The organism is Actinospineispora spinosispora DSM 44797, assembly GCF_000429025.1.
In the GTDB taxonomy this organism is placed as follows: domain Bacteria; phylum Actinomycetota; class Actinomycetes; order Mycobacteriales; family Pseudonocardiaceae; genus Pseudonocardia; species Pseudonocardia spinosispora.
Genome location: NZ_AUBB01000017.1, coordinates 96,739 through 122,215 on the forward strand (window position 1 = coordinate 96,739; position 25,477 = coordinate 122,215).

21 protein-coding genes are annotated in these 25,477 nt (G+C 70.6%); 10 read left to right on the top strand and 11 right to left on the bottom strand.

What is annotated here, in order from left to right:
* Positions 1-19 precede the first annotated feature (19 nt).
* From G406_RS0106580 to G406_RS0106595, 4 genes are all read right to left on the bottom strand, one after another.
* Complete coding sequence (locus G406_RS0106580) at positions 20-1,012, bottom strand: alpha-ketoacid dehydrogenase subunit beta (RefSeq protein ID WP_028933231.1); 993 nt, start codon at positions 1,010-1,012, stop codon at positions 20-22.
* A 13-nt stretch (positions 1,013-1,025) separates the two neighbouring features.
* Positions 1,026-2,174, bottom strand: a complete 1,149-nt coding sequence (gene pdhA / locus G406_RS0106585; RefSeq protein ID WP_084215820.1) for a pyruvate dehydrogenase (acetyl-transferring) E1 component subunit alpha — start codon at positions 2,172-2,174, stop codon at positions 1,026-1,028.
* 762 nt (positions 2,175-2,936) lie between these two features.
* Positions 2,937-4,121 carry a PucR family transcriptional regulator gene (locus G406_RS0106590; protein ID WP_245607031.1) on the bottom strand — a complete coding sequence of 395 codons (1,185 nt, stop codon included), beginning with the start codon at positions 4,119-4,121 and terminating at the stop codon, positions 2,937-2,939.
* A 5-nt stretch (positions 4,122-4,126) separates the two neighbouring features.
* On the bottom strand, positions 4,127-4,336 hold the full coding sequence (locus G406_RS0106595; RefSeq protein WP_028933234.1) for a DUF397 domain-containing protein: 210 nt from the start codon (positions 4,334-4,336) through the stop codon (positions 4,127-4,129).
* Positions 4,337-4,502: 166 nt separating this feature from the next.
* On the opposite strand from G406_RS0106595, the gene G406_RS0106600 reads away from it, so the two are divergent.
* From G406_RS0106600 to G406_RS0106620, 5 genes are all read left to right on the top strand, one after another.
* A complete protein-coding gene (locus G406_RS0106600; RefSeq protein WP_037075517.1) occupies positions 4,503-5,969 on the top strand; it encodes a hypothetical protein in 1,467 nt (488 codons plus the stop codon).
* Positions 5,966-6,760 carry a hypothetical protein gene (locus G406_RS0106605; RefSeq protein WP_028933236.1) on the top strand — a complete coding sequence of 265 codons (795 nt, stop codon included), beginning with the start codon at positions 5,966-5,968 and terminating at the stop codon, positions 6,758-6,760. The genes G406_RS0106600 and G406_RS0106605 overlap by 4 nt, the downstream gene beginning before the upstream one ends.
* Before the next feature lie 27 nt (positions 6,761-6,787).
* On the top strand, positions 6,788-11,242 hold the full coding sequence (locus tag G406_RS0106610; protein ID WP_028933237.1) for a coiled-coil domain-containing protein: 4,455 nt from the start codon (positions 6,788-6,790) through the stop codon (positions 11,240-11,242).
* 76 nt (positions 11,243-11,318) lie between these two features.
* Positions 11,319-11,771 (top strand): MarR family winged helix-turn-helix transcriptional regulator, encoded by a 453-nt coding sequence (locus tag G406_RS0106615; RefSeq protein WP_211241053.1) that lies wholly within the window; start codon positions 11,319-11,321, stop codon positions 11,769-11,771.
* A 15-nt stretch (positions 11,772-11,786) separates the two neighbouring features.
* Positions 11,787-12,644, top strand: coding sequence for a haloalkane dehalogenase (locus G406_RS0106620; RefSeq protein WP_028933239.1), 858 nt, complete (start codon positions 11,787-11,789; stop codon positions 12,642-12,644).
* A 23-nt stretch (positions 12,645-12,667) separates the two neighbouring features.
* Here the strand turns inward: G406_RS0106620 and G406_RS0106625 are convergent, their stop codons facing one another.
* Positions 12,668-13,618, bottom strand: a complete 951-nt coding sequence (locus tag G406_RS0106625; protein WP_028933240.1) for an NAD(P)H-dependent flavin oxidoreductase — start codon at positions 13,616-13,618, stop codon at positions 12,668-12,670.
* Positions 13,619-13,795: 177 nt separating this feature from the next.
* Between G406_RS0106625 and G406_RS0106630 the strand changes: the two genes are divergently transcribed.
* Positions 13,796-15,043 carry a TIGR03618 family F420-dependent PPOX class oxidoreductase gene (locus G406_RS0106630; RefSeq protein WP_028933241.1) on the top strand — a complete coding sequence of 416 codons (1,248 nt, stop codon included), beginning with the start codon at positions 13,796-13,798 and terminating at the stop codon, positions 15,041-15,043.
* Between the two features lie 96 nt (positions 15,044-15,139).
* Positions 15,140-15,973: a metal-dependent hydrolase gene (locus tag G406_RS44985; RefSeq protein WP_084215822.1), complete on the top strand. Its 834-nt coding sequence runs from the start codon at positions 15,140-15,142 to the stop codon at positions 15,971-15,973.
* Between the two features lie 44 nt (positions 15,974-16,017).
* On the opposite strand, the gene G406_RS0106640 is transcribed toward G406_RS44985, so the two are convergent.
* Positions 16,018-16,566 carry a DinB family protein gene (locus G406_RS0106640; protein WP_028933242.1) on the bottom strand — a complete coding sequence of 183 codons (549 nt, stop codon included), beginning with the start codon at positions 16,564-16,566 and terminating at the stop codon, positions 16,018-16,020.
* Between the two features lie 86 nt (positions 16,567-16,652).
* On the opposite strand from G406_RS0106640, the gene G406_RS0106645 reads away from it, so the two are divergent.
* Positions 16,653-17,621 (top strand): helix-turn-helix transcriptional regulator, encoded by a 969-nt coding sequence (locus G406_RS0106645; protein WP_028933243.1) that lies wholly within the window; start codon positions 16,653-16,655, stop codon positions 17,619-17,621.
* A 27-nt stretch (positions 17,622-17,648) separates the two neighbouring features.
* Here G406_RS0106645 and mtnK read toward each other — a convergent pair whose 3' ends face one another.
* From mtnK to mtnA, 5 genes are read right to left on the bottom strand one after another with little or no spacing between them, the layout of a single operon-like run.
* Entirely contained in the window at positions 17,649-18,851 is a 1,203-nt protein-coding gene (mtnK, locus tag G406_RS0106650; protein WP_028933244.1) for an S-methyl-5-thioribose kinase, read from the bottom strand.
* Positions 18,852-18,867: 16 nt separating this feature from the next.
* Positions 18,868-19,890 (bottom strand): ABC transporter permease, encoded by a 1,023-nt coding sequence (locus tag G406_RS0106655; protein ID WP_028933245.1) that lies wholly within the window; start codon positions 19,888-19,890, stop codon positions 18,868-18,870.
* Between the two features lie 13 nt (positions 19,891-19,903).
* Positions 19,904-21,466 carry a sugar ABC transporter ATP-binding protein gene (locus G406_RS44990; RefSeq protein WP_051341729.1) on the bottom strand — a complete coding sequence of 521 codons (1,563 nt, stop codon included), beginning with the start codon at positions 21,464-21,466 and terminating at the stop codon, positions 19,904-19,906.
* A gap of 4 nt (positions 21,467-21,470) precedes the next feature.
* Positions 21,471-22,619: a sugar ABC transporter substrate-binding protein gene (locus G406_RS0106665; RefSeq protein ID WP_037075430.1), complete on the bottom strand. Its 1,149-nt coding sequence runs from the start codon at positions 22,617-22,619 to the stop codon at positions 21,471-21,473.
* Positions 22,616-23,644 carry an S-methyl-5-thioribose-1-phosphate isomerase gene (gene mtnA / locus G406_RS0106670; protein ID WP_028933247.1) on the bottom strand — a complete coding sequence of 343 codons (1,029 nt, stop codon included), beginning with the start codon at positions 23,642-23,644 and terminating at the stop codon, positions 22,616-22,618. Before mtnA ends, G406_RS0106665 begins: the two co-directional genes overlap by 4 nt.
* A gap of 105 nt (positions 23,645-23,749) precedes the next feature.
* Here mtnA and G406_RS0106675 point away from each other — a divergent pair, with 105 nt between their 5' ends.
* Both G406_RS0106675 and G406_RS0106680 read left to right on the top strand, forming a co-directional pair.
* Positions 23,750-24,475, top strand: coding sequence for a GntR family transcriptional regulator (locus G406_RS0106675; RefSeq protein ID WP_051341730.1), 726 nt, complete (start codon positions 23,750-23,752; stop codon positions 24,473-24,475).
* A gap of 57 nt (positions 24,476-24,532) precedes the next feature.
* A complete protein-coding gene (locus G406_RS0106680) occupies positions 24,533-25,474 on the top strand; it encodes an asparaginase (protein ID WP_028933249.1) in 942 nt (313 codons plus the stop codon).
* Positions 25,475-25,477: the final 3 nt, after the last annotated feature.

Here is a 25,477-nt window from a genome sequence, read left to right on the forward strand (position 1 = left end):
GGGGGAGGGCAGTGGGATGTCAGCGACGACGGCCGACGGCCGCGAGCGTCTGGTGGACGGCCGTCAGTAGTGAGTCGGCGGAGGGCAGGGCGGCCTGCTCGAGCGTGCGTGCGTAGGGCAGCGGCACCTCGGCGGCCGCGACCCGGCGCACCGGGGCGTCGAGGTAGTCGAATGCGCCGTCGGAGATGCTGGCGGCCACTTCGGCGCCGATGCCGTAGGTCAGCCAGTCGTCCTCGGCCACGACCGCGCAGCCGGTCTTGCGTACCGATCGCACGAGCGTCTCGCGGTCCAGCGGACGGAGGCTGCGCAGGTCGACGACCTCGGCGGAGATTCCGGACCCGGCGAGCTGGTCCGCGACCTGTGTCGCCACCGCGGCCATCCGGGAGTAGCCGATGATCGTGATGTCGGTGCCGGGCCGGGTGACCGCGGCCTTGCCGATCTCGGCGGGTCGCAGGTCGTCGGGAACCTCGCCCTTCGTGTTGTAGAGGGCCAGGTTCTCCAGGAACAGCACCGGGTCGTCGTCCCGGACCGCGGCCAGCATCAACGCCCGCGCGTCGGCGGGTGTGCTCGGCGCGACGACCTTGAGACCCGGCACGAACGCGTAGTACAGCTCGACGTTCTGCGAGTGCGTCGCGCCGAGCTGCTGGCCGCCGCCACCGGGTGTCCTGATCACCATCGGCACACTGCTCTGCCCGCCGAACATGCCGTAGATCTTGGCCGCGTGGTTGACGATCTGGTCGAGGGCGAGCAGCGAGAAGTTGATCGTCATGATCTCCACGATCGGCCGCAGACCGAGCATCGCGGCGCCGATCGCGGCGCCCACGAAACCCTCCTCGGCGATCGGGGTGTCCCTGACCCGCTTGGCACCGAACTCGGCGAGCAGCCCGGCGGTGATCTTGTAGGACCCTTCGAAGACGCCGATCTCCTCCCCGATCAGGAAGACGTCGTCGTCACGCAGCAGCTCTTCGCGCAGGGTGGTGCGCAGGGCTTCGCGGTAGCTCAGAACAGGCACGGTCGGAACGTCCTTAGAAGACGGGATCGGCGGGCAGGCGGTGGGTCTGGCCGGCCACCGGAGTCGCGTAGGTGTAGTCGAACAGCGTGGAGACCTCGGGGTGCGGGCTGGTATCGGCGAACTCGACGGCCGCGTCGACCTCGACGTGCGCCTCGGACTCCAACGCCGCCAGCTCGCTGTCGTCGGCGATGTGAGCCTCGATCAGCGCGGCTCGGAAGGACACCAGCGGGTCGGCGGTGCGCAGCACTTCGAGCTGCTGCTCGGTGCGGTACTTCGCCGGGTCGACGACCGAGTGGCCCTTCAGACGCTGGCTCATGGTCTCCAGCAGCGCCGGTCTGCTCGTGGTCCGGGCGCGTTCGACCAGCCGGCGGGTGGCGTCGCGTACGGCGAGCACATCGTCGCCGTCGACCCGTTCGCCGTGCATGCGGTACGCGGCGGCGCGCTTGTGAAGCTCGGGTTCCGCTGACGAGTTCTCGACCGTGGTGCCCATGCCCAGCTCGTTGTTGATCACGACGTAGACGATCGGCAGGTTCCACAGCGCGGCCATGTTGAGCGATTCGTGGAAGGCCCCGATGTTCGTCGTGCCGTCCCCCATCTGGCAGAGGACGACGTCGTCACCGCCCCGGTAGTCGATGGCGAGCGCGGCACCGGTGGCCAGCGGGACCTGCCCGCCGACGATCCCGTAACCGCCGAGCAGCCGGGACTCGACGTCGAACATGTGCATCGACCCGCCCCAGCCCTTGGAGGTGCCGGTGCTGCGCCCGTACAGCTCGGCCATGACGCGGCCGGGCGCGATCCCCTTGGCTATCGCGTAGCCGTGCTCGCGGTAGTTGGTGAACAGGTAGTCGGTGGGGCGCAGCGCGGCCATCAGACCGACCACGGTTGCCTCTTCGCCGAGGTTGAGGTGGCAGTAGCCGCCGATCTTGGCCTGGGTGTAGCCCTGGGCGGCGCGCTCCTCGAACCGGCGGATGAGACACATCTGCCGCCAGTAACCGCGCAGTACCCCCGGGTCCTCCTCGGTCAACGGATTCACGACCGGGGCGGTCCGGGCAACGGTCGCCGAGGCGGATCGCGGGCGCACGGCTGTCTTCGGCTTCCGGGTCTGCGGACTCCGGTGCGGAGCGGCTGTCGAGCCGGCGCCGCGAGCGGTCCTTGTCGCCATGGATGGTCCTCCGGTCGGATCTCGTACGCGGGGCTGAACCGACGGCGGCACGGGGTGGCAGCCGGGCGTCGTGGGCGTCGTCACCCGCCCGGCCTCAGTCTCCTGCGCGGCGACACGTCACAGCGATGATCGAATGCACAGCTCCACTGCCCCGTGATTGGGCAGACTGCCCAATCACGAAGAGGGCCACCCCGCGCCGGAAGCGAAGCGAAGGCGTAGCCGCCCAGCAGCGAGCAGGGCAGCAGGACCCGCGGCATCACCCAGCGTCAGCGACGCCGCGCACCTTCCGCCCACACCGCGCCATGTGCACACCGCGCGGTGTGCACAAAAGGTGCGCGGTATGAGCCGTGATCACGAAAACCCGGACCGGGGGCCAACACCCACCACAAGTCGGCAAGGACCCGCGGCACCAACCCAGCGTCAGTCACACCGCGCACCTACCGTCCACACCGCGCTATGTCCACACCGCGCGGTGTGGACGGAAGGTGCGCGGTGTGGGGAGTGATCACGAAAACGCGCCCCGAAGCGCCGACACCCTCCACGAGCCGGCTCCGCGAGTCTCCCCGAAGGGGGTTCAGTGCGAAGCACTGCACAGAACGCAAGGGGCGAAACAGAACGCAACCAGACAGCCGCGCGTCAGCGACGGCAGCGAAGCCGGAGCGAAGCGACCGGCGAAGCCGCCGTAAGTTTCCGGTCGCGGGCCCCTCGAGGCGAAGCCGACGAGGGGTCCCGACCGGAAACTTGGACGCGCGAAGGGCCAGCCTAAAAGTCCAGCTCCAGCGCGGACAGCGCGAGGGACAGCTCGACGAAGGCCTGACGTCCGCCGAGGTCACGGTCGAGGAGCGTGGATATCCGTTGCAGCCGGTTGAGCACGGTGTTGCGATGGCAGTACAGGCGCGCCGCGGCGAGCCCGGCCGACCGGTCCGCCTCCAGCCAGGCGGTCAGCGTCGTCAGCAACATGTCGCGTTCCTTCGCCGGCAGCTCCAGCAGCGGGCCCAGCCGCGCCGCGACGAGACGGCGGGCCAGCTCGGGCGAACGCGCGAGCATCGACTCCGGATAGCGTTCGTCGACCGTCACCAGCGCGACGGCGCCGCGGCGGACCGTGCTCAGGGTGGTGACCGCGAGCCGGTGTGCCACCCCGACGTCGGGCAGACCGTTCTGCGCGACGGCGGCGGCGACGCGGCCGCGGACCAACGGCCGCAGCCGGTCGATGACCGATCGTTCGGTCCGGCCCTCGAGCGGTACGAGTCCGATCTGGCTGTCCGCTCTGGTGTGCCACACGGAGCGGACCCGCAGTGCACCGAGCGCGGTCTGCGAGCCGCGCAGTGCGGGTGCTCCGTCCGGGCTGATGTCCGCGACCAGGACCAGGTAAGCGCCGCCGACCGGCAGTTCCAGCTGGTCTCCTGCACGCCGGGCGAACGCCGCTTCGCGCGCGCGGTCCGCGAGCAGCTCCTCGATCAGGGCGTGCCGCCAGCGCTCGTCGCGGCGCAGCTGCTCCAGCTGCGCGCCCCGGTAGGCCGACGACAGCGCGGAGGAGAGGTGGTCGACCACGGTCCACATGGAAGTGGCGGCCGTTCCCACCACGGCGGGATCGGCCTGGACGGTCGCGGCGCTCTCCAGCAGCGCCTCCCACACGATGCGGCCGCCGAGCCGGAACGTGCGCAGCATCGCCTCCAGCGGTACGCCCTGCTCGGCGCGCTGGCGGCCGATCTCCTCGGCCATGTCGTCGACGTCGTGCAGCTCGGTCATCGGGACCTCGCCCGCGAGCAGCCCGAGAACCCGCGAGAGGTAGCGGTGACAGCCGTCGCGCAGTTCCTGTCGGGGCACCGGCCGGTAGTCGGTCCACTCGGGGTTGTCCGTGAAGATCGCCGACATGAGCCGTTCGGTCAGGACGGGGACCTCGCCGAGCCAGGCGCCCGCGAGGTCGCGGGAGGTGATGTCGGGCAAGGAGATCAGGGGTTGTCGAACTCGCCGGCGTGGACCCCGGCGACGAAGCACTCCCACTCGTACGGAGTGAACACGTGGGGCACGCAGTCCGGGTCCTCTGAGTCGCGGATGGCGATGTTGCCGTTGTCCAGGAAGGCGAGCTCGATGCAGGAGCCACCTTCCTCGGCCGCCTTGCTGAAGCTGCTCCTGCGCCACTCGACGCCGGTGAAATCCACAGGGCTACTCCGCTCTGACCCGCTGGTCTCGATCGGCTGCCGAGTGTAGTCGCGGCCGCGGTGGTGCCGGCGAGACTCGGCCGAGGGCGCCTCGGCGACCGGCGGATTACGTCCCGGGGTACAGCGCGTGACAGGGCCCCCGGCGGACCCTCGTAGAGTGCTCGGCGTGTTCGCTGTGGATGATCGGGCCGCCGACGACGGGGTCGCCCGTCGGTTGAAGGCGCTGGCCTGCACCGCACCGTTGCACGACCTCGACGTGCGCAAGCCGTTGCTGGACTGGTGCGACGCCGGTTGCTACCAGATGGCCGAGATCGGGTTGCAGGCGATCGACCAGGTCACTCTGGCCATGGACTTCGACCACGGTGCCGACCAGGAGCAGGTGGTGCGCCGGATCGTGCCGTTCATCGCGGCCCAGGCCCCCGCCCGGGGTTCCGCCGAGCATGAGCGGGTCGGTCACTGGGTGCTGGACAACCTGTTGAACGTGGGCAGTGTCGATCGGGGATTCCAGACCGACTACGGCACGGTGACCGTCGACGGTCGCTACGTGCGCCGACGCTTCGACTTCAAGCTGCTTGCCGAGCTGGCCGGCCCGGACGGCCAGGTGTTCCTGCGCGCGACCGACGAGGCGATCAACGTGCTGGTCGGCGCGCTGGACACGGACGTCGAGTCGGCCCAGATCGCCGCCGAGGTGAAACTGGAGAACCTGATCCGTCGGGGCCGTCTCGGTGATGCCCGTCTCGCCGCCGAGCAGGCGCGCTATCGCACCGTCCAGTACGCGGAGGCGCTGCGCGGCAAGCTCGACGCCACCCGGCGTGACGTCCGCTCGGTGGACTGGCTCGCCTCGGTCCCCGAGCTGATCGAGGAGGCACTGGCCCACATCGAGTCCCGCTACCGCGCGGAGACCGCGATCCTGAACAACATCGCCGACGCCCGCGACGAGTCGACCGAGCCCGACCAGCGACGGCGCGCGGCCGAGCTGGTCGTCATCGTGAACGAGTGCATTCGCCGGCACACCCAGCTGCAGGCGCGGCTGTTGGACGCGGGCGCGACGTTCCGTGCCGAACAGGACCGCCAGCAGTTCGCCGGCCGGCCGCAACGGGCGTCGGTCGACGTGTTCGGGCAGTTGCTGCGCCCGTGTCTGGAGCTGGGCGTCGCCACCGCCGTCGCGCCGAGCACCGCGTTCTTCGGCGCCGCGGCGGGTGTGCGGCTGCCCAGCGTGCTGAGCCTGGGCGGGCTGGTGGAGACGCTGCTGGTGCCGCCGGTCGAACACGACCCGTTCGGTGCGCGCATCCCGGAACCCGACCTGATGGACACCCCTCCCGACCGGTTCAGCGAGGACCAGTGGCAGCTGGTGGACGACCTGCTGGATCTGCCTGACGTGGGACGTAGGCTCTCCGGTCTGCTGGAGGAGGCACGCGCGTTGGACCCGCAGCTGCCCCAGCTGGTCGCGCTGCGGGTGCTGCACGCGGTCGGCAGCACGATCTCCGGTCCGCGTGGTCAGGACGACGACGGGGTGTGCCTGGCCGTCGACGACGGCACGGTGCTGGAGGACCCCGAGTTCGGTGGCTGCGACCTCCTGGTCACGACCGCGCTCCTGGACACCGCCGCGGACCGACCGGGGGAGGTCGCATGAGCGAGCGGGCACCACTTCGACCGGGCGACGCCGAGGCGGCGGCGCAGCTGGTGGCGCTGGGGATGCGGCCCAAACAGCTGCCGAGCCGCGACGCGGTGTACGCGAACCTGGTCAAGCGCTACGGCGAGGACGACGCCTTCAAGGACCTGGTGAACCGCATCGCCTCCGGTCTCGGGCTGGTCGTGCTCGCGGTGACACCGCAGTCCGGTGCCGTCCTCGCGGCCACCGAGGACTCGGTGTTCGAGATCAAGATGGACGAGTACGCCCGCCGCACCGCGCTGCAGAACAGGCAGTCGGAGAAGGTGCTGCACGGCATGGCACACCTGGCCATCGCGGCGCTCGCGTTCCCCCGTCCCGACGATCTGGGCAACGATGCCTACGTCGGCAGGGTGTCGGTCGAGCAGGCCGACGCCGCCGTGCGCGAGGCGTGCCGGGTCCTGGAGGAACGCGCGCAAGGTGAGAGCGACCCGCTGTCCGAGGCACCCGAGCTGGAACGGGTGTGGCGGGTGTATCTGCGGCGGCCGGCGACCGCCACGACGAAAGACGGGCGGGTCGCCTCGGACACGACGCGGGGCATCGTGGCGCGGGCGCTGCGTTTCCTGACCGAACAGGGCTTCCTGGTCGCCGTCGGTGGTGACTCCGGCACCTACCGGACCACGCCGCGCTACCAGATCCAGGTGCGTGAACTGGCCGCGCAGCGCGCCTTCGACGAGCTGATGGAGCTGGGCGTCCTGCCGGCGCCGTCGGCCGGGGGCAGCCTGCACGTCGCCGCGTCCGACGTGCTGGCCTGAGCCGGCCGCAGGCAGGGGGAGACACACATGTACGAGCTGTCGCGCGTCCGGTTGTTCTCGGTCGGTCCGCCCGGTGCCCGCTACCAGGACGTCTGTCTGGACTTCCGGGGTATCGGGCCGTCGGTGAAGGTCGCTCCGCAACAGGACCTGTTCGCCGACGACGACCTCGATCGCGTGCCGCGCAGGCCGTCACCGGCGTCGGTGCTGTTCCTGGAGAACGGGGGCGGCAAGTCGGTCCTGCTCAAGCTCGTGTTCTCGGTACTGCTTCCGGGTCGACGCCAGGTCGTCGGCACGACCAACACCCGGGTGCTGGAGAAGTTCGTCCTCGCCGACGACGTGGCGCACGTGGTGCTGGAGTGGATGCACACGGTCACCGGCGAGCGCGTCGTGACCGGCAAGGTGTCCGAGTGGCGCGGGCACGTCGTGTCCAGCGACCCGGCAAAGCTGATCGACTGCTGGTACTCGTTCCGTCCCACCGACGGCTTCTCACTCGACGACCTGCCGGTCGCGGTGAACAACCGACGGGTCACCCTGGCCGGGTTCCGGGAGCGGCTCGACCAGGCTCACCAGTCCGACCCGGGACTGGCGTTGATCTGGCGCACGGTGCACCGCGAGTGGTCCCAGCACCTCGTCGAGCTGGGCCTCGACCCCGAGCTGTTCCGCTACCAGCGCGCGATGAACGCGGGCGAGGGTGAGGCCGCCGAGGCGTTCTCCTTCCCCAGCGACGAGGCGTTCGTCGACTTCCTGCTGCGCGCGGTCGTCGACCAGGAGGAACCTCAGGGCCTGGCGGAGGTCGTCGCCGGCTATGCGGCGAAGATCGCCCAGCGCGCCGAGCTGGAGCTGGAACGCGAGTTCGTCGAGGGAACACTCGAACGGTTGGGCCCACTGGTCGACGCGGAGCACCGGGCGCAGGCGTCCCGGTCGGCCGAGACGTCCGCCAGGAACCGGGCTCGGCTGCTCGCCGCGTCGATCGCGGCCCGGCATCGGGCGGAGGTCGGGCGGGTCGAGATCGCGGGAGCGGCGCTGCGCGACGCGACCGAGGCCGCACAGCGGGCCGGCTCGGAACAACGCCGCCTGAACGAGGTGTCGACCGAGTTACGTCGTCAGGTCGCGGATCTCACGTGTCGCGCGGCTGAAGCGACCAGGGACACCCTCCAGGAACGCAAGGACGAGGCTTCCGAGCTCGTCGAGGCCTGGCATGCCGTCGAGGCCGTCCTGCGGGATCAGCTCGCCTCGGCGGAAGCCGCGCGCCTGCGTCGGGTGGTCACCACCGAACAGGAGCGTGCGCGGCCCGCACTCGACGCCCGCCAGGCCGCGGCGACCGCACTGGCCTCAGCGCTGCGCGCGGTGGTCGACGAGGCTCTTGAGGCCGCCCGTTCCGCCGCCGAGCAGGCGAGGTCGGCCGCCGAGCTCGCCGAGACCGCTCGCGCACAGGAGCTGCGCTGGACCACCGAGGCCGCCGAGCATCGCAGCGCCGTCGACCAGGCGCACGCCGAACTGGGCAGAATCCGAGACCTGGTCACCGCCGCGGTCTCGGACGGCGCGCTGCGAGCCGAGGACGACGTCGAGGAGACGGCCGAGGTGGCCGCCCGGGAGGAGCGCGAGGCGGCGGCTTCGGTCGAGGAGACGCTGAAGGAGCTGGCCGCACTGCGCGGTGAGCGCCGCGAGGCCGACGCTCGTCTCACCGAGGCTCGGGCCGAGGCGGCCGACGCCGTGGCCGAGGCGCGAACGGCGCGCGACCGCGACGAGGACGCTCGGGCCCAGCACGCGAACCTCGCGTCCGAACCACGGCTGGGTGAGCTGCTCGGGGTCGAGTCGATCACGGTCGACCAGGACGCGGAGGCGCTGCTCGAACGGCTCGCCGCATCGCTCGCCGCACTCGACGACGAGCGCACCCGGCTGCGGGATGCACAGCTTCGCGACGTGCGGGCGCTGCGCGCCCTCGGTTCCGGGGGCCTGCTCCCGGAGCCGACCGAGGTGGAGCAGTCCCTCGCGGTCCTGGAGCGGGCGGGGATCAGCGCACGGTCCGGGTGGCGTCATCTGGCGAGCCTCACCGAGGACCAGCGGAGCGCCACGATCGCGCGAGTGCCGCACCTGGTGGCCGGTGTCCTCCTCAGCGACGCCGCGGACGGGGTCAGAGCTCGGGACGCTCTGGCCGAGGCGCGGCTGTTGCCCTGTGCCCTGGTGGCTGTCGGTTCTCTCGAATCGATCCGCCCCGACGGCGCTGACCCGGCCGTGGGCTCCGGTATCGATTTCGTGGTCCCTCCCAACCCCGCGATGTTCGACGATGCCGCGGCCGAGCGGGTACGCACCGAACTCACCGAGGAGACCCGTCGCAGGCGCGACCGGCTGGCAACCCTCGACGGGGCCTGGGACACCGATCGCACTCTGACCGAACGACTGCGCCGCTGGCGCGAGGCGTATCCGCCCGCTGCGCTCACCGAACTGGCCGAGGCCGGCATCCGGGCCGCCGAAGCAGCGCGGGCCCGGACCTCGGTGGTCGAGCGGGCGCTCGCCGCCGTCGCCGACCTCGACACACGAGCCGACCAGCTCGACGCCGCCCTGCCCCGTCTGCGCGCATCGGAGGCAGCCGCCCGTGCGCGGTCGACTCGGCTCGCGAGCCTGCGCACCGAGGTCCTGCGGCGTCCTGAACTCTCGGAGGCGGTCATCCAGGGCACCGCGGCGGCCGCGGCGGCGGACGCGCAGGCGGCCGAGGCCCGGAAAGCGGCCGCCCAGGCTCACCGGGACAGCCAGGAGTACGTACGAGCACAGGATCGTGGCGCCTCGGTGGCGGCCACAGCGCGCGACGACCTCGCCGAGCTCCCGACCGACGCGGTCGAGTCCTCGACGACGCGGGACGCCCCGGCCCAGCCGCTCAGCGTGCTGCGGACCGAGTACCGCAGGGCGGAGGCCGCCTACGCCGCCGCCGAGGTCGACGCGGACCTCCGGGCGGGTCTGGCCGCGGCGGAACGTGAGGCCGAGTCCGCCCGCGCCGCGGTCGACCCGCTTCCCGATCGGGTCCGGCGGGCCGCGCACGAGCTGCTGCGCAGCCCGGACGGGTCCGACGCCTCCTCTCGGCGGGCGGCGGCCGACCAGGCCACGCGTACGTTGCGCGAGGTGGAGGCGCGGCTGCAGTCCGCGCACACCGAGCTGGCGTTGGCCCGACGGACCAGGGACGAGTACCGGCCGCAGCGCATCTCGCTGGCACCGTACGGCGAGCCGACCGACATCGAGCACGGCGCCGGCCTGGTCGAGCGGGTGGAGCAGGACCGTCGGGCCGCCGAGGCGGCGGCGTCCACCGAGGAGAACCGGCGGGTCGCGGCGGCCTCCCAGCAGCGAGCCGTCCAGGTATCGGCGGATGGTTTCGGCAGGTTGGTCGACGGGCTGGACGATCTGGTGCCGGATACCGGACACGAGGACACCGAGGCGTTCTCCGGCGATGTCAATGCGGCCTCGGCCAGCTGGATCGCCGCACGGGGTGGCCTGCAGAACGCGATCAGTGCCCGGGACGGCGTCGACAACGAGGTCCGCAAATCGGCCGACGCCGTCGCCCATCACGCCCAGGAGGCCCGGTTCGGGACCGTGTCCAGCCCGGTGCGCCGGCACATCCTCGGTGTGTCCAGGGCCGAGATGCCGCCGTTGGCCGCCGACTGGCTCAGGGCGCTTCGCCCCCGGCTGCGCTCGCTCGAGGACGATCTGGCGAACATCGGCAGGCATCGGACCGGCATCGTGACCCGGCTGCAAGGCATGGTCGGCGAGTCGCTGCGCACGCTGCGGCTGGCACAGCGCCTTTCGCAGCTGCCGGACGGGCTGTCCGACTGGTCCGGCCAGCAGTTCCTGCGCTTCCGGTTCGAGGAGATCGACGACGACACGGTGCTCGCCGAGCGCCTCGGCGAGGTCGTCGACCGCACGGCCGAGGGCTACCTCAGCGGCGGCAAGGAGCAGCGCGACGGGATGTCGCTGCTGCTGCGCGGTGTGCGCGCCGCGATGCCGAGGGGCGTCCGGGTCGAGATGCTGAAGCCGGACGCGGTGCTGCGGACCGAGCGGCTCCGGGTCTCGGAGATTCGCGACGTGTTCTCCGGCGGGCAGCAGCTCACCGCCGCGATCGTCCTCTACTGCACGATGGCGGCGCTGCGGGCCAACCAACGCGGCGAGGGCCGCAGGCCGCATGCCGGTGTCCTGTTCCTGGACAACCCGATCGGCCGGGCGTCGGCCGGCTATCTGCTGGAGCTGCAGTTCGGTGTCGCACACGCGCTCGGCGTGCAGCTCGTCTACACGACCGGGTTGTTCGACGCGGGTGCGCTGAGCACCTTCCCGCTGTTGGTGCGGCTGCGCAACGACGCCGACCTGCGCGCGGGGCGCAAGTACCTCTCGGTGGACGAGCAGATCGCCCGACGCCTGGACGAGCTGCCACCCGAGGACGGCACCGGTCGGCTCGCGTCGGTCCGGCTCTTCCGCAGGCCGGAGCCGGTGTCGACCTAGGAGGCCAGCCGCCGCCGGGTCGAGGCGCGGAAATGGAATAGTAGCCATGGCTACAGTCGCCATGTACATTATTCGCATGCGCGAAGGACCCACTCCCGGCCATCTGGTCTGGCGGCTGTCGATGAAGTGGAGGGTCGCGGTCGATCGCGCGCTCGCTCCGCTCGGCCTGACGCACGCCCAGTACGTCGTGCTCGCGTCGGTGCTCGACCGGCAGAGTGCCGGTCCGAGCCCCAGCCAGCGCGAGCTGGCCGATCACACCGGGCTCGAAGCGCTCTACATCTCCAAACTCGTGCGCGCGCTCGAAGCCGACGGCCTGCTGCACCGGGCACGGGACCCCCACGACTCGCGTGCCGTCCGCCTCACACTGTCCGACCGGGGCCGGGAGACCGTTCGACCGGCCATCGTCACGGTGCGCCGGCTCATGGACCAGCTGCTGACCCCGCTGGGCGGGCTGGACGACCACCGGGTCGCCGCGCTCGTCCGCGACCTGACAGCACTGCTCGACACTCCGCTCGACCCCGAGCACTAGCCGAAAGGCCTACGCATGCCGGACATCGGTGTTCTCGACTCGTTCGTCCACCATGAGGAGTCCGGGACAGGCGCCCCGGTGGTGTTCCTGCACGGCAACCCCGGGTCCTCCCACCTGTGGCGCAAGGTGTTCCCCGGCCTCAGCGCCGCCAGGCTGCTTGCTCCCGATCTGATCGGCATGGGCCGTTCCGGGAAACCCGACATCCCGTACCTGTTCACCGATCACGCCCGGTACCTGGATGCCTGGTTCGACGCCGCGGCACTCGACCGCGTGGTGCTGGTCGGACACGACTGGGGCGGAGCGCTCGCGTTCGACTGGGCCGCGCGCCATCCCGACCGAGTGCGGGGCGTCGTCTTCTTCGAGTCCATCATCAAGCCGATGACCAGGGACGAGCTCCCGGCGCCCGCCCGCGAACGCGTCGAGCGATTCCGGACCCCGGGCCTCGGCGAGCAGCTCGTCCTCGACGAGAACCTGTTCGTCCGGCAGGCTTTCACCGGTGGGGTCCTGACCCCGCTGAGCGAGGAGGACCTGCTGCCTTACCTGGCGCCGTACCCGACCAGGGAGAGCCGTCGCCCGATCCTGGCGTGGGCCCGGCAGATGCCCTTCGACGGCGAACCGGCCGACCTCGTCCGTCGCATCGAGGCCTACGACAGATGGCTGACCGACAGCGCGAGGGTCCCGAAGCTGCTCCTGACGTTCGAGGGTTCGCCGACCCTGCTCGTGCGGCGAGAGCTCGCCGCCTGGTGCGCGGCGAACATCGCCTGCCTGGAGACGGAGGCCTGCGGACAGTCGGGCCATCACGCACCGGAGGACAGGCCGGAGGAGATCGCCGGCGCGATCTCCCGGTGGCTGGATCGCCACGGCCTGCGCTAGGCCGCGCGGTTGCACCGGGCGCGCTAGGTCGCGCAGGTGAAGGCCCTCTCGGTCTCCTCGGCGATCAGCCGCACGAGCTCGGTGGCCGAAGCGACCTCGGTGATCAGATCGATCGCCTCGCTCGCCCACACCGAGACGACAGCGAGATCACCTCTGGCGGCGGCCTCGCGATAGGCCCGCCTGGTGTCGACGTCCCGCTCGAGTTCCTGTTCGCGTCCACGCCACGTGTCGAGGAACGAGTTGGTCACCACGCGTGCCGTGTAGCGGGCAGGCCAACCCGAGTCTCGAGCGACGTCGAGCACCCGGCTGCGTTCGGTGTCGGCGCCGAGGCCGCCGACGATGGCCTTCACGATCTCGGCGTCGACCAATGCTTCGTGGCTGGCCTGGAACCGGGTCCCCAGCAGCGCGCCCACCGCACCGAGAACCAGTGCGGCGGCCACGCCGCGGCCGTCCGCGATACCGCCCGCCGCGAGCACGGGCACAGGTGCCACCAGATCGACGACAGCGGGCACGAGGGTCAACGTGGACCGTCGGCCGCCGTGCCCACCCGACTCGGCGCCCTGCGCGACGAGCAGGTCCGCGCCCAGGTCCACGGCGCGACGCGCCTCGTCGAGGTCGGTGACCTGGATGATCAGCGGGATGCCGGCGGCGTGAACGCGGGCGGCGAACGGACCCGGGTCACCGAACGACAGCATGACAGCCGCCGGGCCCTGGTCGAGTACCCATTCGACGGTCGACACCTCCACCGCCCACGCCAGGAACCCGACACCCCAGGGGCGAGACGTTCGCGCGGTCACGATCGCCAGTTCGCGTTCCAGCCACGCACGCTCGCCTCGGCCTCCGCCGACCAGGCCCAGTCCGCCCCCGTTGGACACAGCAGCCGCCAGTTCGCCACCCGCCGACCCGCCCATCGGGGCCGAGGCGATCGGGTGATCGATCGACAGCAGGTCGGTGAACGCTGTTCGGAGTGCCACCAGCCGAGCCTACTTCCGAGGGCCTCGCCCGTTGGCCGCCAGCTGAAGTCACGTGCCCGGCCGGTTGCACCACCGGGGCCGCGTCGCACGACGCTGAATCGCTTGTCCGGACCGGTCCGCGCACCTTAGTCTGTCGTTGATACGACATAGTCGTTGCGACGAGAGAATGAGGTCGACGTGAGAAGCCTGGTCATCACGGGTGGGACCGACGGCATGGGGAGGGCGCTGGCCCTGACCTATCTGGGCAGGGGCGACGAGGTGGTGATCGTCGGCCGCGACGGCGAGAAGGGAGCGGCCGTCCTCGAGGCCGCCGCCGCCATGGGTGCAGCGGACCGCGCCCACTTCGTGCGCGCCGACCTCAGCCTGGTCAGTGAGAACAGAAGAGTGATCGACGAGGTGCGTCGCGTGTTGTCGACGGTGGACGCGCTGATCCTGTGTGCCCGCCATTACCGGTCGACCAGGGCCGTGACCGCCGAGGGTTTCGAGGACAACTTCGCCCTGTTCTACCTCAGCCGGTTCGTGCTCGGCTACGGCTTGGTCGACCTGCTCGACGCGGCCGAGCGGCCGGTCATCCTGAACGTCAGCGGCCCGGGCAGCGGAACGAGTGACGTCGCGTGGGACGACCTGCAGTGCGAGCGTGACTATCGGGGCATGGACGCACTCATGCGTGGCGGGCCTCTCAACGACCTGCTCGGTCTCGGCTTCGTCCAGAACGAGGCGTCGGCGAAGGTCCGCTACGTGCTGTTGCATCCCGGTACGGTCAGCACGAGCTTCTCCGGCGAGTACGACGAACAGACGCAGCTGGTCATCGACCACCTGAAGGACACCGCCAGACCGATCGAGGAAGCACTGGCCCCGATGCTGGAGGTACTGGACCACCCACCGGCGGCCGGATTGAGCGCTGTGGTTCTTGGCGAGGCTCTGGACGTGCGGGGTCCGGCGTTCGACGCCGACGCGGCACGTCGTCTGTACGGCGAGACGACGGTGTTGTTGTCCCGGCTGGCGTCGGCGGCACCGGGTGTGTCGATGAGCAGGCTTCGACGCCTTCTGGACCGGCCGGTGTTCGCCACGGTGGCGACCGTGCACCCCGACGGCGGACCGCACCAGTCGGTGGTGTGGGTGACCAGGGACGGCGACGATGTGCTGTTCGTCGTCGCCGTCGGCAGCCGTAAGGAACGCAACCTGCGGCGCAGTCCGGACGTCAGTGTCCTGGTGAGCCCTCCGGAGGAGCCCTACACGTACGCGGCGATCCGAGGGACCGCCACGCTGTCCGACGAAGGGGCGACAGAGCTGCGCGACGCGCTGGCGATCAAGTACACCGGGAAGGCCTACGCCGACCACAATCCCGAGGCGGTCGGGCGCACCCGGGACACCGCGATCACCACTGTCCGCGTGTCGCCGACCCGTGTCGTCGGACGCCTCTGAGCAAAACCGCCCACGGCGGCGCGTGAGCCGAACCGGCGTGCGTCCCGCGCCCTAAAATTCGGTCCATGGGTTGCCGCTGTTGATCACTGAACGGACGTGTCGAGCCGGGAGCCCCCGGCGATGATGGGCGTCAGCCACGCCGTCAGCGGGGCGGCGGCCGGACTGCTGATCACCACGGTCGCGGCGCCGAGCGTCGGGGTCGCCTCGCCGCGTGACGCATTCGTCTTCGCGGCCGTCGCGGCCGGGTATGCGCTCCTGCCCGACCTCGACCACCCCTCCTCGACCGCGACCCGCCGGTTCTCCTGGGCCTCGGTCCTCGCCTGCTACCTGATCCGTCCGCTGTCCGCCGTGGTGTTCCGCATGACGGCGACCTCACGGGACAGCGGACGGGGAACCCACCGGGGCCTGACCCATACCGCGGTGTTCGCCGCCGGTCTCGGTGTCGGTGCCAACGCGGCCGTGGCACGGTGGGGCACCCCGGCCTTGTGGCTGCTGCTGTTCATCGGTGTCGCGCTGGCGATCAAGGGTCTGGACGCGCTGGTCCCCGGACCGCCGAGTCTCGTCATCGCGGCGGGGGCGACCTGGGCGATCACCGGTACCGTGCCGTGGCACCAGACCGCGCCGGGCGCCGACCTGCACACCCCGTGGCTCGGGACCGCGATCGCGGTAGGCATGCTCGTCCACAGTTGCGGTGATGCGCTGACCTCCTCTGGGGCTCCGCTGCTCGCCCCTGTCCCGATCAGGCGCCGGACCTGGTACCCGGTCCGGTTGCCCAGACCGCTGAGGTTCAGGACCGGCGGGCCGGTGGAAGGGTTCATCCTCGTGTCCCTGACCGTCGCGGTCGTCGGCCTGGCGCTGCACACGGTGCCCGAGCTGTGGGCGCTGACCGTGCGCGCCTCGGCCCGCGTCGTGGAGCTGGCCGCCCGCTGACGCACGGCGTCGCGGACACCGAAGTGTCCGCGACGCGGGCCGCATCAGCCCATCGTCTTCGCCCCGTCGATCGCCTCACGGATGATGTCCGCGTGGCCGGCGTGCTGGGCGGTCTCGGCGATGATGTGCAGCAGCGAGCGCCGGGCTGACCAGTGAGCGCCGGGCTCGAACCAGGGGGCCTCGGGCAGCGGCTGGCTCGCGTCGAGGTCGGGGAGCGCCGCGACGATCTCCTCGGTGCGGCGGGCGACCTCGTCGTACTCCGCCAGCACACCCTCCAGGGTCTCACCGGGCTGCATGTTGAACTTGTCATTGTACGCGGCGTAGTCGGCTTCGTCCCAGTCCGCCCAGTCCTTTCCGCCGCTGGCCATGGCCGACGGACCCTCGAGGATGAAGTTGACCCAGTGGCCCTCACCTTCAGCGACGTGCTTGATGAGGCCGCCGATGCACAGCGAGCTGACCGTGGGGCTCAGGCCCGCCTGCTCGTCGGTGAGGTCGCGGGCCGTGTTGCGCAGGAAGAACCGGTGCGTGGCGAGGGTCTGCAGCAGGTCGGCACGCTCGCCGGTGAGGGTGGTCTTCGCGTCGGTGGTGGTCATCGGGGATTCCTTCCGTCGTGGGTGAGACCAACGTTAGAGGCCATAAGTGCCAGTTTCTGTCCTGAATTCGAGGAAGAATGAGATTCATGGCGAACACGAGCTCACGGACCCTACGGTTGCTGTCGCTCCTGCAGACCCACCGTTACTGGCCGGGGGAGGAGCTCGCGCAGCGGCTGGAGGTGTCGATCCGCACCCTGCGCCGCGACATCGACCGGCTGCGCGAGCTGGGCTACCCCGTCGAGGCCAGCCGGGGAGTCGACGGCGGCTACCAGCTCGCGCCGGGCGCGGCGCTGCCACCTCTCGTACTCGACGACGAGGAGGCCGTCGCGCTCGCGGTGGCACTGCAGACCTCCGCGCACGGCGCGGTGACCGGTATCGCGGAGTCCTCGGTCCGTGCACTGGCCAAGGTCGTCCAGGTCATGCCGGCCCGTCTTCGGGCCAGGGTCGAGGCGGTGCGTGCGGTGACGCTCTCCCCGGTCTGGAGCGGATCGGGCCCGGAGGTCGACTCGGAGGCACTGGTGACCGTGGCCCAGGCCTGCCGCGACACCGAGCGGCTGGAGTTCGGCTACACGGCGGCCTCGGGTCAGCGGACCGAACGCCAGGTCGAGCCGTTGAGGCTGGTCCGCCTCGGGCGGCGCTGGTATCTCGTCGCCTACGACCTGACCCGGCACGACTGGCGCAGCTTCCGCCTGGACCGGCTCTCCGGACCGCACCGGACCGGAGCCCGGTTCCGGCCGCGTGAGCTCCCCGCGGAAGACCCCGTCGCGTTCGTCCGTGCCGGGCTCGGCAATGCCGCGGTCGGATACACGGTCAGCGCGGTCGTGAGCGCACCGGAGGACGTGGTCAGGCAGCAGATCGGGCGGTGGAGCACGGTGACGGCCGTCGACCAGAGCTCCTGCCGGCTCGAGATGGGTGCCGACTCGCTGGAGTGGCCGGCGATGGCTCTCGGCTCGCTCGGCGTGGAGTTCCAGGTCCTCGGACCACCGGAGATGATCACCTACCTGCGGGAATGGAGCGTGCGCTTCGACCGTGCGACCCAACCGCATCATGGGTGACGTCAGTGCGCGAGCCACGCCCTGTGGCTAGTCCCGGGGCGAGACCGAGAGACCGCTACAGGCACGGGTCAGGTCGTCGAAGGTGAGCACCGCCCGGTCCACGAGCAAGGTCCTGCTCAACGTCAGCATCGCAGTGGCGGCGACCCGGTACTCGGGGTCGTCGAGGGTCTCCAGGTCACTGACCTTGGCCAGACCGATCGTGCGCCGAGCAGCCTCGCAGCCGGCGAACCCCAACCCGTCCTGCCGGATCAGCCGGAGCCACGCCGTCAGATAGGCGTCCGGGTACTTGCCGGGTGCCTGCCTGGTGGGCCACAGCTCGCGCATCCGGGCGCGGAAGCTGAACCAGCTCGACCCGACGGCCTCGAAGAGGCTCTCGGCACGTGACCGCTCACCGAGCGCGGCGGCACGGATCCCGGCGAACATCAGGTTGGCCCACCACAGCCCGAGATCGAACCCGATCGGACCGTAGAAGGCGAACTCCGAGTCGAACGCCTTCACCGACAGCTGATCGCCGTCGCCGCGCACGAACACGCTGCCGGAATGCAGGTCACCGTGCAGCAACGCCTCAGCAACGGTGAGGAACCGGTGTTTCATCCCCATCGCCGCGTCGACCCAGGCCTGGTCGGCCTGCAAACGCGACACCAGTGGGGCCACGCACGGGCGGACCGAGTTGCGGTCCGCGCCGAGATACGGCTCGGTGAAGATCAGGTCCTCGGTGATGAGGCACAGCTCGGGGTTGATCGCCGCACCCGCGCGTCGCCGGAACTCCTCCTCACCGAGAGCAAGCCACGACGTCCCGAACGCCACATCGGCGACGTACCGTCCGATCAGCTCGGACACTCCCGCATGCGGTCCGCCGGCGTTCAACCTGGTCCGCAGCACCTGGTGGTCCGAAAGGTCCTCCAGTGCCATGACGTAGCGCTCCTGATCGAAGTCGATCAGCCGGCACACCGAGTCCGACAGCGCGCAGTGCGCCGTGATCGCCGCCGCCTCCCGGGTCGCACGCTCCTCGGTCATCGGCCACTCGGGACCGACCAGACGCACGTAGGGCAGCGCCTGTTTGAGCACGAGGCCACGCCCCTCGGCGTCGGCGCACACGAAGACCAGGTTCAGGTTGCCGTCGCCGACCTCGGCGACGGTCAGCGTCGCGGGGTCCACCAGTCCTCGCAGTGCCGCGCGCCCGGCCAGGTAGCCCGGTACCTCGTCAACCGTCAACGATGTGCCGCCCATGATCGATGACCTCCCGTCACACCGTCGCCGCGCGGCGCTTGCGACGTAGCGAGAACGACATGAGCAGCGCGAAGATCAGCACGAGACCCTTGATCAGGTCCTGGGTGAAGTACGGCAGCCCGAGCTGCGTCAGCCCCTGCAGGATCAGCCCGATGAAGATCGCGCCGACGACCGTGCCCAGCGCGTTCGGCTTCTTCGCCCCGAGCACCGCGTACCCGACAAGGGTCATCGCCACGGCGTCCAGCAGCGCCGAGTCACCGGCTGTCACATCACCCTGGCGCAGGCGCGAGGCGAGGATCATGCCGGCGATCGCCGCGAGCACCCCGGAGATCGCGTACGCGGCGAACTGGTAGCGACGCACCCGGGCACCGGCCAGCCGCGCGGCCTCGACGTTCCCGCCGACGGCGTAGAACACCCGGCCGAACCTGGTCTTCTCCAGGAACACCCAGACCAGCACCGCGATCAGCAGGAACAGGTACACCGACAGCGGAATCCCGAGAACCTGTGCGCTGTCGATCGCGGCGAAGTCAGAGGTGAACCGCCCGGTGACCTTCGTGCCGTCGGGCAGGGACATCCCGGTGATCAGGGTCTGCCCGTCGACCAGCCAACGTTTGAGGCCCTGCACGGTGAACATCGTGCCCAGCGTGGCCAGCAGGGGCGGCACGTTGAGCAGCACGATGAGCGCGGCGTTGACGCAGCCCACGACGGCACCGGCGAGCAGACACGCGACGATCGCGCTGGGCCCGGTCAACGCCATCCGGATCATCACCACGGCGGCGACGGTGACGGACAGACCCGCGACGGCGCCCACCGACAGGTCGAGGTCACCCACCACGGCGGTGAGTGTCATCCCCAGCGCGGCAACAGCAGCCACCGCCTGGGTCTGCAGGATGGACACCACGTTGTCCGCGCTCGCGAAACCGGGGATGACCAGTGAGAACACCACGGCGACGAGCACTCCGACGAGCACGACGCCGTACCGTACGAAGAACTCGGTGACCGAGAATCCGGTCTGATCGCCGACCGAGGCCGTTGTCATGACTCCACCCTTCTCAGGTCCCGGTCGTCTCGGCGAGCAACGCCGACGGTCGCGCGCTCATCGCCTCGATCAGCCGGGGCCGTGATGCCTCGGACAGCTGCAGGTCGGCCGCGACCCTGCCGTGGCTGAACACGACGATGCGGTCACCGACCTCGAGCGCCTCGTCCAGGTCGGACGTGGCGACGAGGACCGCCGCCGACGTGGTCAGCTCGCGCACTGTGGCCCCGATGTCGTGGCGGGCGTTGATGTCCACGCCTCGGAACGGTTCGTCGAGCAGCAGCACCCTGGGGGAGCCCAACAACCACCGCCCGATCATGACCTTCTGCTGGTTACCGCCGGACAGGGTCTGGATCGGGCTGTCCGCGTCCCTGGCGACCACACCCAGGTCGTCCATCATCGACTGGGACGCACGACGCTCCGCGGCGGTCCGCATGACGGTTGCCGAGGAGAACCGCCCGACGAACGGCAACGTCATCTGCGAGTACAGCGGCCAGCCCGGCACGATCGCCTGCTCGTGCCGTGACTCGGGCAGCAGGTACACACCCCGGTCGACCGCCTCGCCCGGATACCGAGGGCCGAACGGCTTCCCGTCCAGCTCACGGCTGCCCGCCACCACCGGCCGCGCCCCGAAGATCCATTCCAGCAGTTCGGTCTTGCCGCTGCCGAGCAGCCCGAGCAGCACGGTCACCTGGCCGGAGTGCAGCTCGAGCGAGAACGGCTCCGAATCCGGGAAGACCTGCACGTCCCGCAACGTCATGGCGGTGGCCCCGCCGGGCAGCGCGGCGCGTGTCGACTCGGCCGGCTGCCGGTCGAACAGTGCCTGCAGCGCCGACGGCCAGTCGAAGGTGCCGGTCTCGTCACGGTCGAACTCGCCGGTCATCGCGCCGTCGCGCAGCACACCCACATGGTTGCTGAGCCGGTCGAACTCGGCGAGCTTGTGAGTCACGAACAGCACCGTCATGCCCTCGTCGACGAGCGACCGGACCAGATCGAACAGCCGGTTGGTCTCCTCGGCCGACAGCGCCGACGTCGGTTCGTCCAGGATCAGGATCTCCGGCCGCCGGGCCAGGGCCCTGGCCAGCACCAGCAGCTGTCGCTCGGACACCCCGAGCCTGCGCACCGGCGACCGGAGGGTCTGCCTGGTCAACCGCATCCCGAGTGTGTCGGCGACCGTGAGCGCATGCCGTTCGGTGCGGCCCCGGCTGAACCCGACCGGCGAACCCCGCTCGGTCAGGGTGTCCAGCGCGAGGTTCTCCGCGACCGTCATGTCCAGGATGACGCCGTCGTTCGGGTTCTGGTGAACGCTGCCGACACCGAGCCGGTGCGCGCTCGTCGGGTCGGGGAAAGCGACCGGGCGGCCGCCCACGACGATCTCGCCGCCATCCGGGGCCTCGGCGCCGGACAGAATCTTGATCAGCGTGGACTTGCCGGCCCCGTTCGCGCCCATCAGCCCGTACACCGAGCCCTTCGGCACCGCGAAGCTGACGCCGCGCAGGACCCGGTTCGGCCCGAAGCTCTTCGAGACGCCTCGGACCTCGAACGCGCTGTCCGAGCCCGCGCCGGCGGTCCCAGCCATGTGCCTAGGCCCCCGGCTGGATCCGGGGCATCCACGCTGAACCGAGGATGTCCGGGGTGTTCAGCTCGGGCAGGGCACGGCGCAGGTCGTCCATGTTCGTCACGTTCTTCTCCCGCAGCATGTCCTGGGGGACGAGCGCCGCCGGGATGGTCAGCTTCTCCGGCATGGCGACACCCGAACCCGCGGCGACCGCGGCGCGGCCGACGATCGCACCCACGTTGGCCGGGTCGGTGGCCGCGGTCGCGCGCCACGGGCTGCCCTGCTCGGTCATCAGCTGGATGTCCGCGGTGGAGATGTCCACGCCGTACACCTTGACCTTGTCCGACAGGTTGTTCTGGCGCAGTGCGATGAGCGTGCCCTTGGCCAGCTCGTCGTACGCGGCGAACGCGACGGTCGTGCCCGGCGCGGCCTTCAGCGCGGCGGCGCCCTCCGTCGCGGTGTCCGACGCGACCGACTCGGTGTACTTACCGAAGTGCGCGACCTGGGTGAAGCCGGGGTTGCTCTTGAGGAACTGTTGGTAGACCGCATCGCGGGAGTCGAGCGGCGCGATACCGGACACGTTCACGTACGCGACCTTGCCGCCTGCCGGGTTGTCCTGCTTGAGGTAGTCGAGGATCTTCGTCGCGATCGATGCGTCGTCCTGCGAGATGTACATGGCCTTGCAGTTGGCGATGGCGACGTCGTACACGACCACCGGGATGCCCTTGCCGATCGCCTCGTCGATCTTCGGGTTGACCGAGTCGGCCAGCCCGTGGTCCACGATGATCACCGACGGTTTCGCGGTGATCGCGTCCGTGAACTGGGAGACCTGCTTGGCGTTGTCACCTCGGGCGTCGAACACGTCGACCTTGCCGCCGGCCGCCTCGATCTGCGCGGTGGCGCCCCGGCCCCACTGCTCGAAGTAGTCCCCGACGCCGGACTGACGTACCAGCGCGACCCGGAACCCGTCCTTCAGCCCGGCGGGCTTCTCGGCCGGCAGGGCGAAGTCGTTGCGCACGGTGCGCTCGCACGGTGCTCCAGCGGCCTGTCCACCCGGCTGGCCACCGCCCCCACCGCTCGGGTTCTGCGAGCAGGCCACCGTCAGTGTCGCCATCGCGGAGGCGAGGACGAGTGCGCCGATCATCCGGACGCCACGCTGCGTCGTGGATTTCATGATGTCTCCTGTTCGATCCCGGGCACTTGGCCGGTGGAAAGGTCGATGACACGTGCGTCGGTGACGATCGCGGTGATCAGCTCGGCGGGCGTCACGTCGAAGGCCGGGTTCAGTGCGGTGGCGCCAGCCGGCGCGACCCGCAGACCCCGGAAGGTGCAGACCTCGTCGCTGCCCCGGTCCTCGATCTCGATGTCCGCCCCGGTGGCGGTGTCCCCGTCGACCGTGGTCTCGGGCGCGACCACCAGGAACGGCACGCGCGCGTGCGCCGCGGCGAGGGCCACCGCGAACGTGCCGATCTTGTTGGCAGTGTCGCCGTTGGCGGCGATCCGGTCGGCGCCCACCAGCACCGCGTCCACACCCCCTCTGGCGAGGGTGATCGCGGCCGCCGAGTCGACGATGACGTCGTAGCTGGCACCCATCCGCGCCAGCTCCCACGCGGTCAGCCTCGCGCCCTGCAACAGTGGCCGTGTCTCGCACGCGACGGCGCGTTCGAGGCGTCCTTCGAGGTGTAGTTGTTCGACGACTCCCAGTGCCGTGCCGTGCTCGACGGCGGCGAGGGCACCGGTGTTGCAGATGGTGAGAACGGTCAGCCGTTCCCGGCCGGGGACCAGCTCGGTCAGTAGATCGCTGCCCCGCCGCGCCATCGCGCGGCACGCGGCGATGTCCTGGTCACGCACGGCGAGCGCCGCGTCGAGTGCCCCCGGCGCACCCGCGCGGTCGAACGCGGCCAGCGCCGTGTCGACTCCGAACGCGAGATTGACCGCTGTCGGCCGGGCCGCCCGCAACCGGGTGATCGCCTGTCGTGCCTGGTCGAGAGGCTGCGTCTGGACCGCTAAGACCACACCCATCGCACCGGCCACACCCAGCGCTGGCGCCCCACGAACCGCGAGCCGAGTGATCGCGTCGATGAGCTCGTCGACCTCGTGAACGTCCAGAACGGCCAGCGTGTCCGGCAGCCGTGTCTGGTCGATCAGCTGAATGTGCCCAGGCCCGTCCGGCGCCGGAATCCAGTCGATCGTGCGCATTCGCGTCTGCCTCCCGCTCCCGTGCTCAGGAGCCTCTCACCCGCCAGAGTGTCCCGTTTCACCCGAAAGGTTGTCGGACAACCTCGCGCACGTCAAGATGGATGTATGGCGACCCCCACACGGCGGCCGCTCGCCGACGACATCGCCAGGGCGCTGAAGGCAGAGATCCGCTCCGGTGTGCACGGCCCTGGCGAGAAGCTTCCGACCGAAGCCGACCTGTGTCGGCGCTTCGGGGTCTCGCGCGCCACGGTGCGCAGCGCGGTGAAAGAGCTCGACGTGCTCGGGCTGGTGCGCACCCAGCACGGGGTCGGCACGTTCGTCCGGCCGCGCCCCGCCGTGCTCGACGGGCTCGAACGGCTGGGGTCGATCAGCGACTCGATCAGGGCGAGCGGCAAGATCCCCGGTCACGAGTATGCGAGGCGCACCCTGCGACACGTCCTGCCGGACGAGGCGGAACGGATGGCGGTCCCACCGGACACCGAGGTGTTGGAACTGCGGCGGCGGATCACCGCCGACGGCCAGGTGGTGGCCTACTCCTACGACCTCGTGCCCCGCAGTCTGCTGCCCGACCCGGTCGAACCCGACAAACCGGACGGATCGGTCTTCGCCTACTTCGAGAACGACCTCGGCGTCCATCCGGCACTGGGACTGGCGCGGGTGCACGCGGTGGAGTCGGCGCACATCGCGTGGGGCCCCTCGGCCAGCAGGCACCGCCTGTTCATCCTGCTCGACCAGCTGCACTACGACGCGACCCACCAGCTGCTTGCGTACTCCCGCACGTACTTCATCGAGGGCGCCTACGAGTTCCAGCTGGTCCGCACCAGCCCCTGACCATGATCGCCGCGGCCTCCGCGCACCCGGTCCGGGCCGGGTTCCTAGTGTGGAGGTGTGAGTGCACCCATTGTTGTCGCGGAAGTGGTCCGGAACGGGTTCGTGGAAGGCCACCATCACGGTTCGGTCGTCGTGACCGGACCGGACGGCTCGATCGAGTCGTCCAGGGGAGTGGTCGAACGGCCGATGTTCCCCCGGTCGGCGAACAAGCCGATGCAGGCCCTCGGCATGCTGCGGTCCGGGCTGTCACTGCGCGAGGAGCTGCTCGCCCTCGCCGCGGCATCACACTCCGGTCAGGACTTCCACCTGACCGGTGTCCGCACGATCCTCGCGGATGCGGGGCTCGACGAGTCCGCCCTCAAGACCACACCGGGCTACCCCCTCGACGACGCGTCCCGGGACGCCTGGGTCCGCGCCGGCAACGGGCCGGCGCCACTGACGATGAACTGCTCCGGCAAGCACGCCGCGATGCTGGCCACGTGCGTCGGGGAGGGCTGGCCCACCGAGACGTACCTGTCGCCAGATCATCCGCTGCAGCGGATGATCCGGACCGCCCTGGAGGACTCGGCGGGGGAGCAGGTCACCTCGGTCGCGGTCGACGGTTGCGGCGCCCCGCTCCTCTCGATCAGTCTCGCCGGGCTGGCCAGGGCGTTCGGGCGGTTCGCCGCGGCGCCCCAGGGCAGCCACGAAGGTCTGATCGCGGATGCGTTCCGCACCCATCCCCAGTACGCCAGCGGCACCCGCCGCGACGAAGCGCGGCTGATCCGCTCGATCCCGGGCCTGTTCTGCAAGGCAGGCGCCGAAGGGGTCCTCGCCGTCGGGCTCCCCGACGGCAGGGGAGTGGCGGTGAAGATCGAGGACGGCGCGGCGCGCGCGAGGATGGCGGTCATGGCCGGCACGTTGCAGACCCTCGGTCTCGACCACGAGGTACTCGATGACCTGCGGGAACATCCGGTGCTGGGCGGCGGTGTGCGGGTCGGCTCGGTCCGCCCGGTCTGAGCG

Coding starts and splice junctions, on each gene's coding strand:
- pdhA (WP_084215820.1), bottom strand. CDS start 2,174: ATGGCGACAAGGACCGCTCGCGGCGCCGGCTCGACAGCCGCTCCGCAC.
- G406_RS0106605 (WP_028933236.1), top strand. CDS start 5,966: ATGAGCGAGCGGGCACCACTTCGACCGGGCGACGCCGAGGCGGCGGCG.
- G406_RS0106610 (WP_028933237.1), top strand. CDS start 6,788: ATGTACGAGCTGTCGCGCGTCCGGTTGTTCTCGGTCGGTCCGCCCGGT.
- G406_RS0106615 (WP_211241053.1), top strand. CDS start 11,319: ATGCGCGAAGGACCCACTCCCGGCCATCTGGTCTGGCGGCTGTCGATG.
- G406_RS0106620 (WP_028933239.1), top strand. CDS start 11,787: ATGCCGGACATCGGTGTTCTCGACTCGTTCGTCCACCATGAGGAGTCC.
- G406_RS0106640 (WP_028933242.1), bottom strand. CDS start 16,566: ATGACCACCACCGACGCGAAGACCACCCTCACCGGCGAGCGTGCCGAC.
- G406_RS0106645 (WP_028933243.1), top strand. CDS start 16,653: ATGGCGAACACGAGCTCACGGACCCTACGGTTGCTGTCGCTCCTGCAG.
- mtnK (WP_028933244.1), bottom strand. CDS start 18,851: ATGGGCGGCACATCGTTGACGGTTGACGAGGTACCGGGCTACCTGGCC.
- G406_RS0106655 (WP_028933245.1), bottom strand. CDS start 19,890: ATGACAACGGCCTCGGTCGGCGATCAGACCGGATTCTCGGTCACCGAG.
- G406_RS44990 (WP_051341729.1), bottom strand. CDS start 21,466: ATGGCTGGGACCGCCGGCGCGGGCTCGGACAGCGCGTTCGAGGTCCGA.
- G406_RS0106665 (WP_037075430.1), bottom strand. CDS start 22,619: ATGAAATCCACGACGCAGCGTGGCGTCCGGATGATCGGCGCACTCGTC.
- mtnA (WP_028933247.1), bottom strand. CDS start 23,644: ATGCGCACGATCGACTGGATTCCGGCGCCGGACGGGCCTGGGCACATT.
- G406_RS0106675 (WP_051341730.1), top strand. CDS start 23,750: ATGGCGACCCCCACACGGCGGCCGCTCGCCGACGACATCGCCAGGGCG.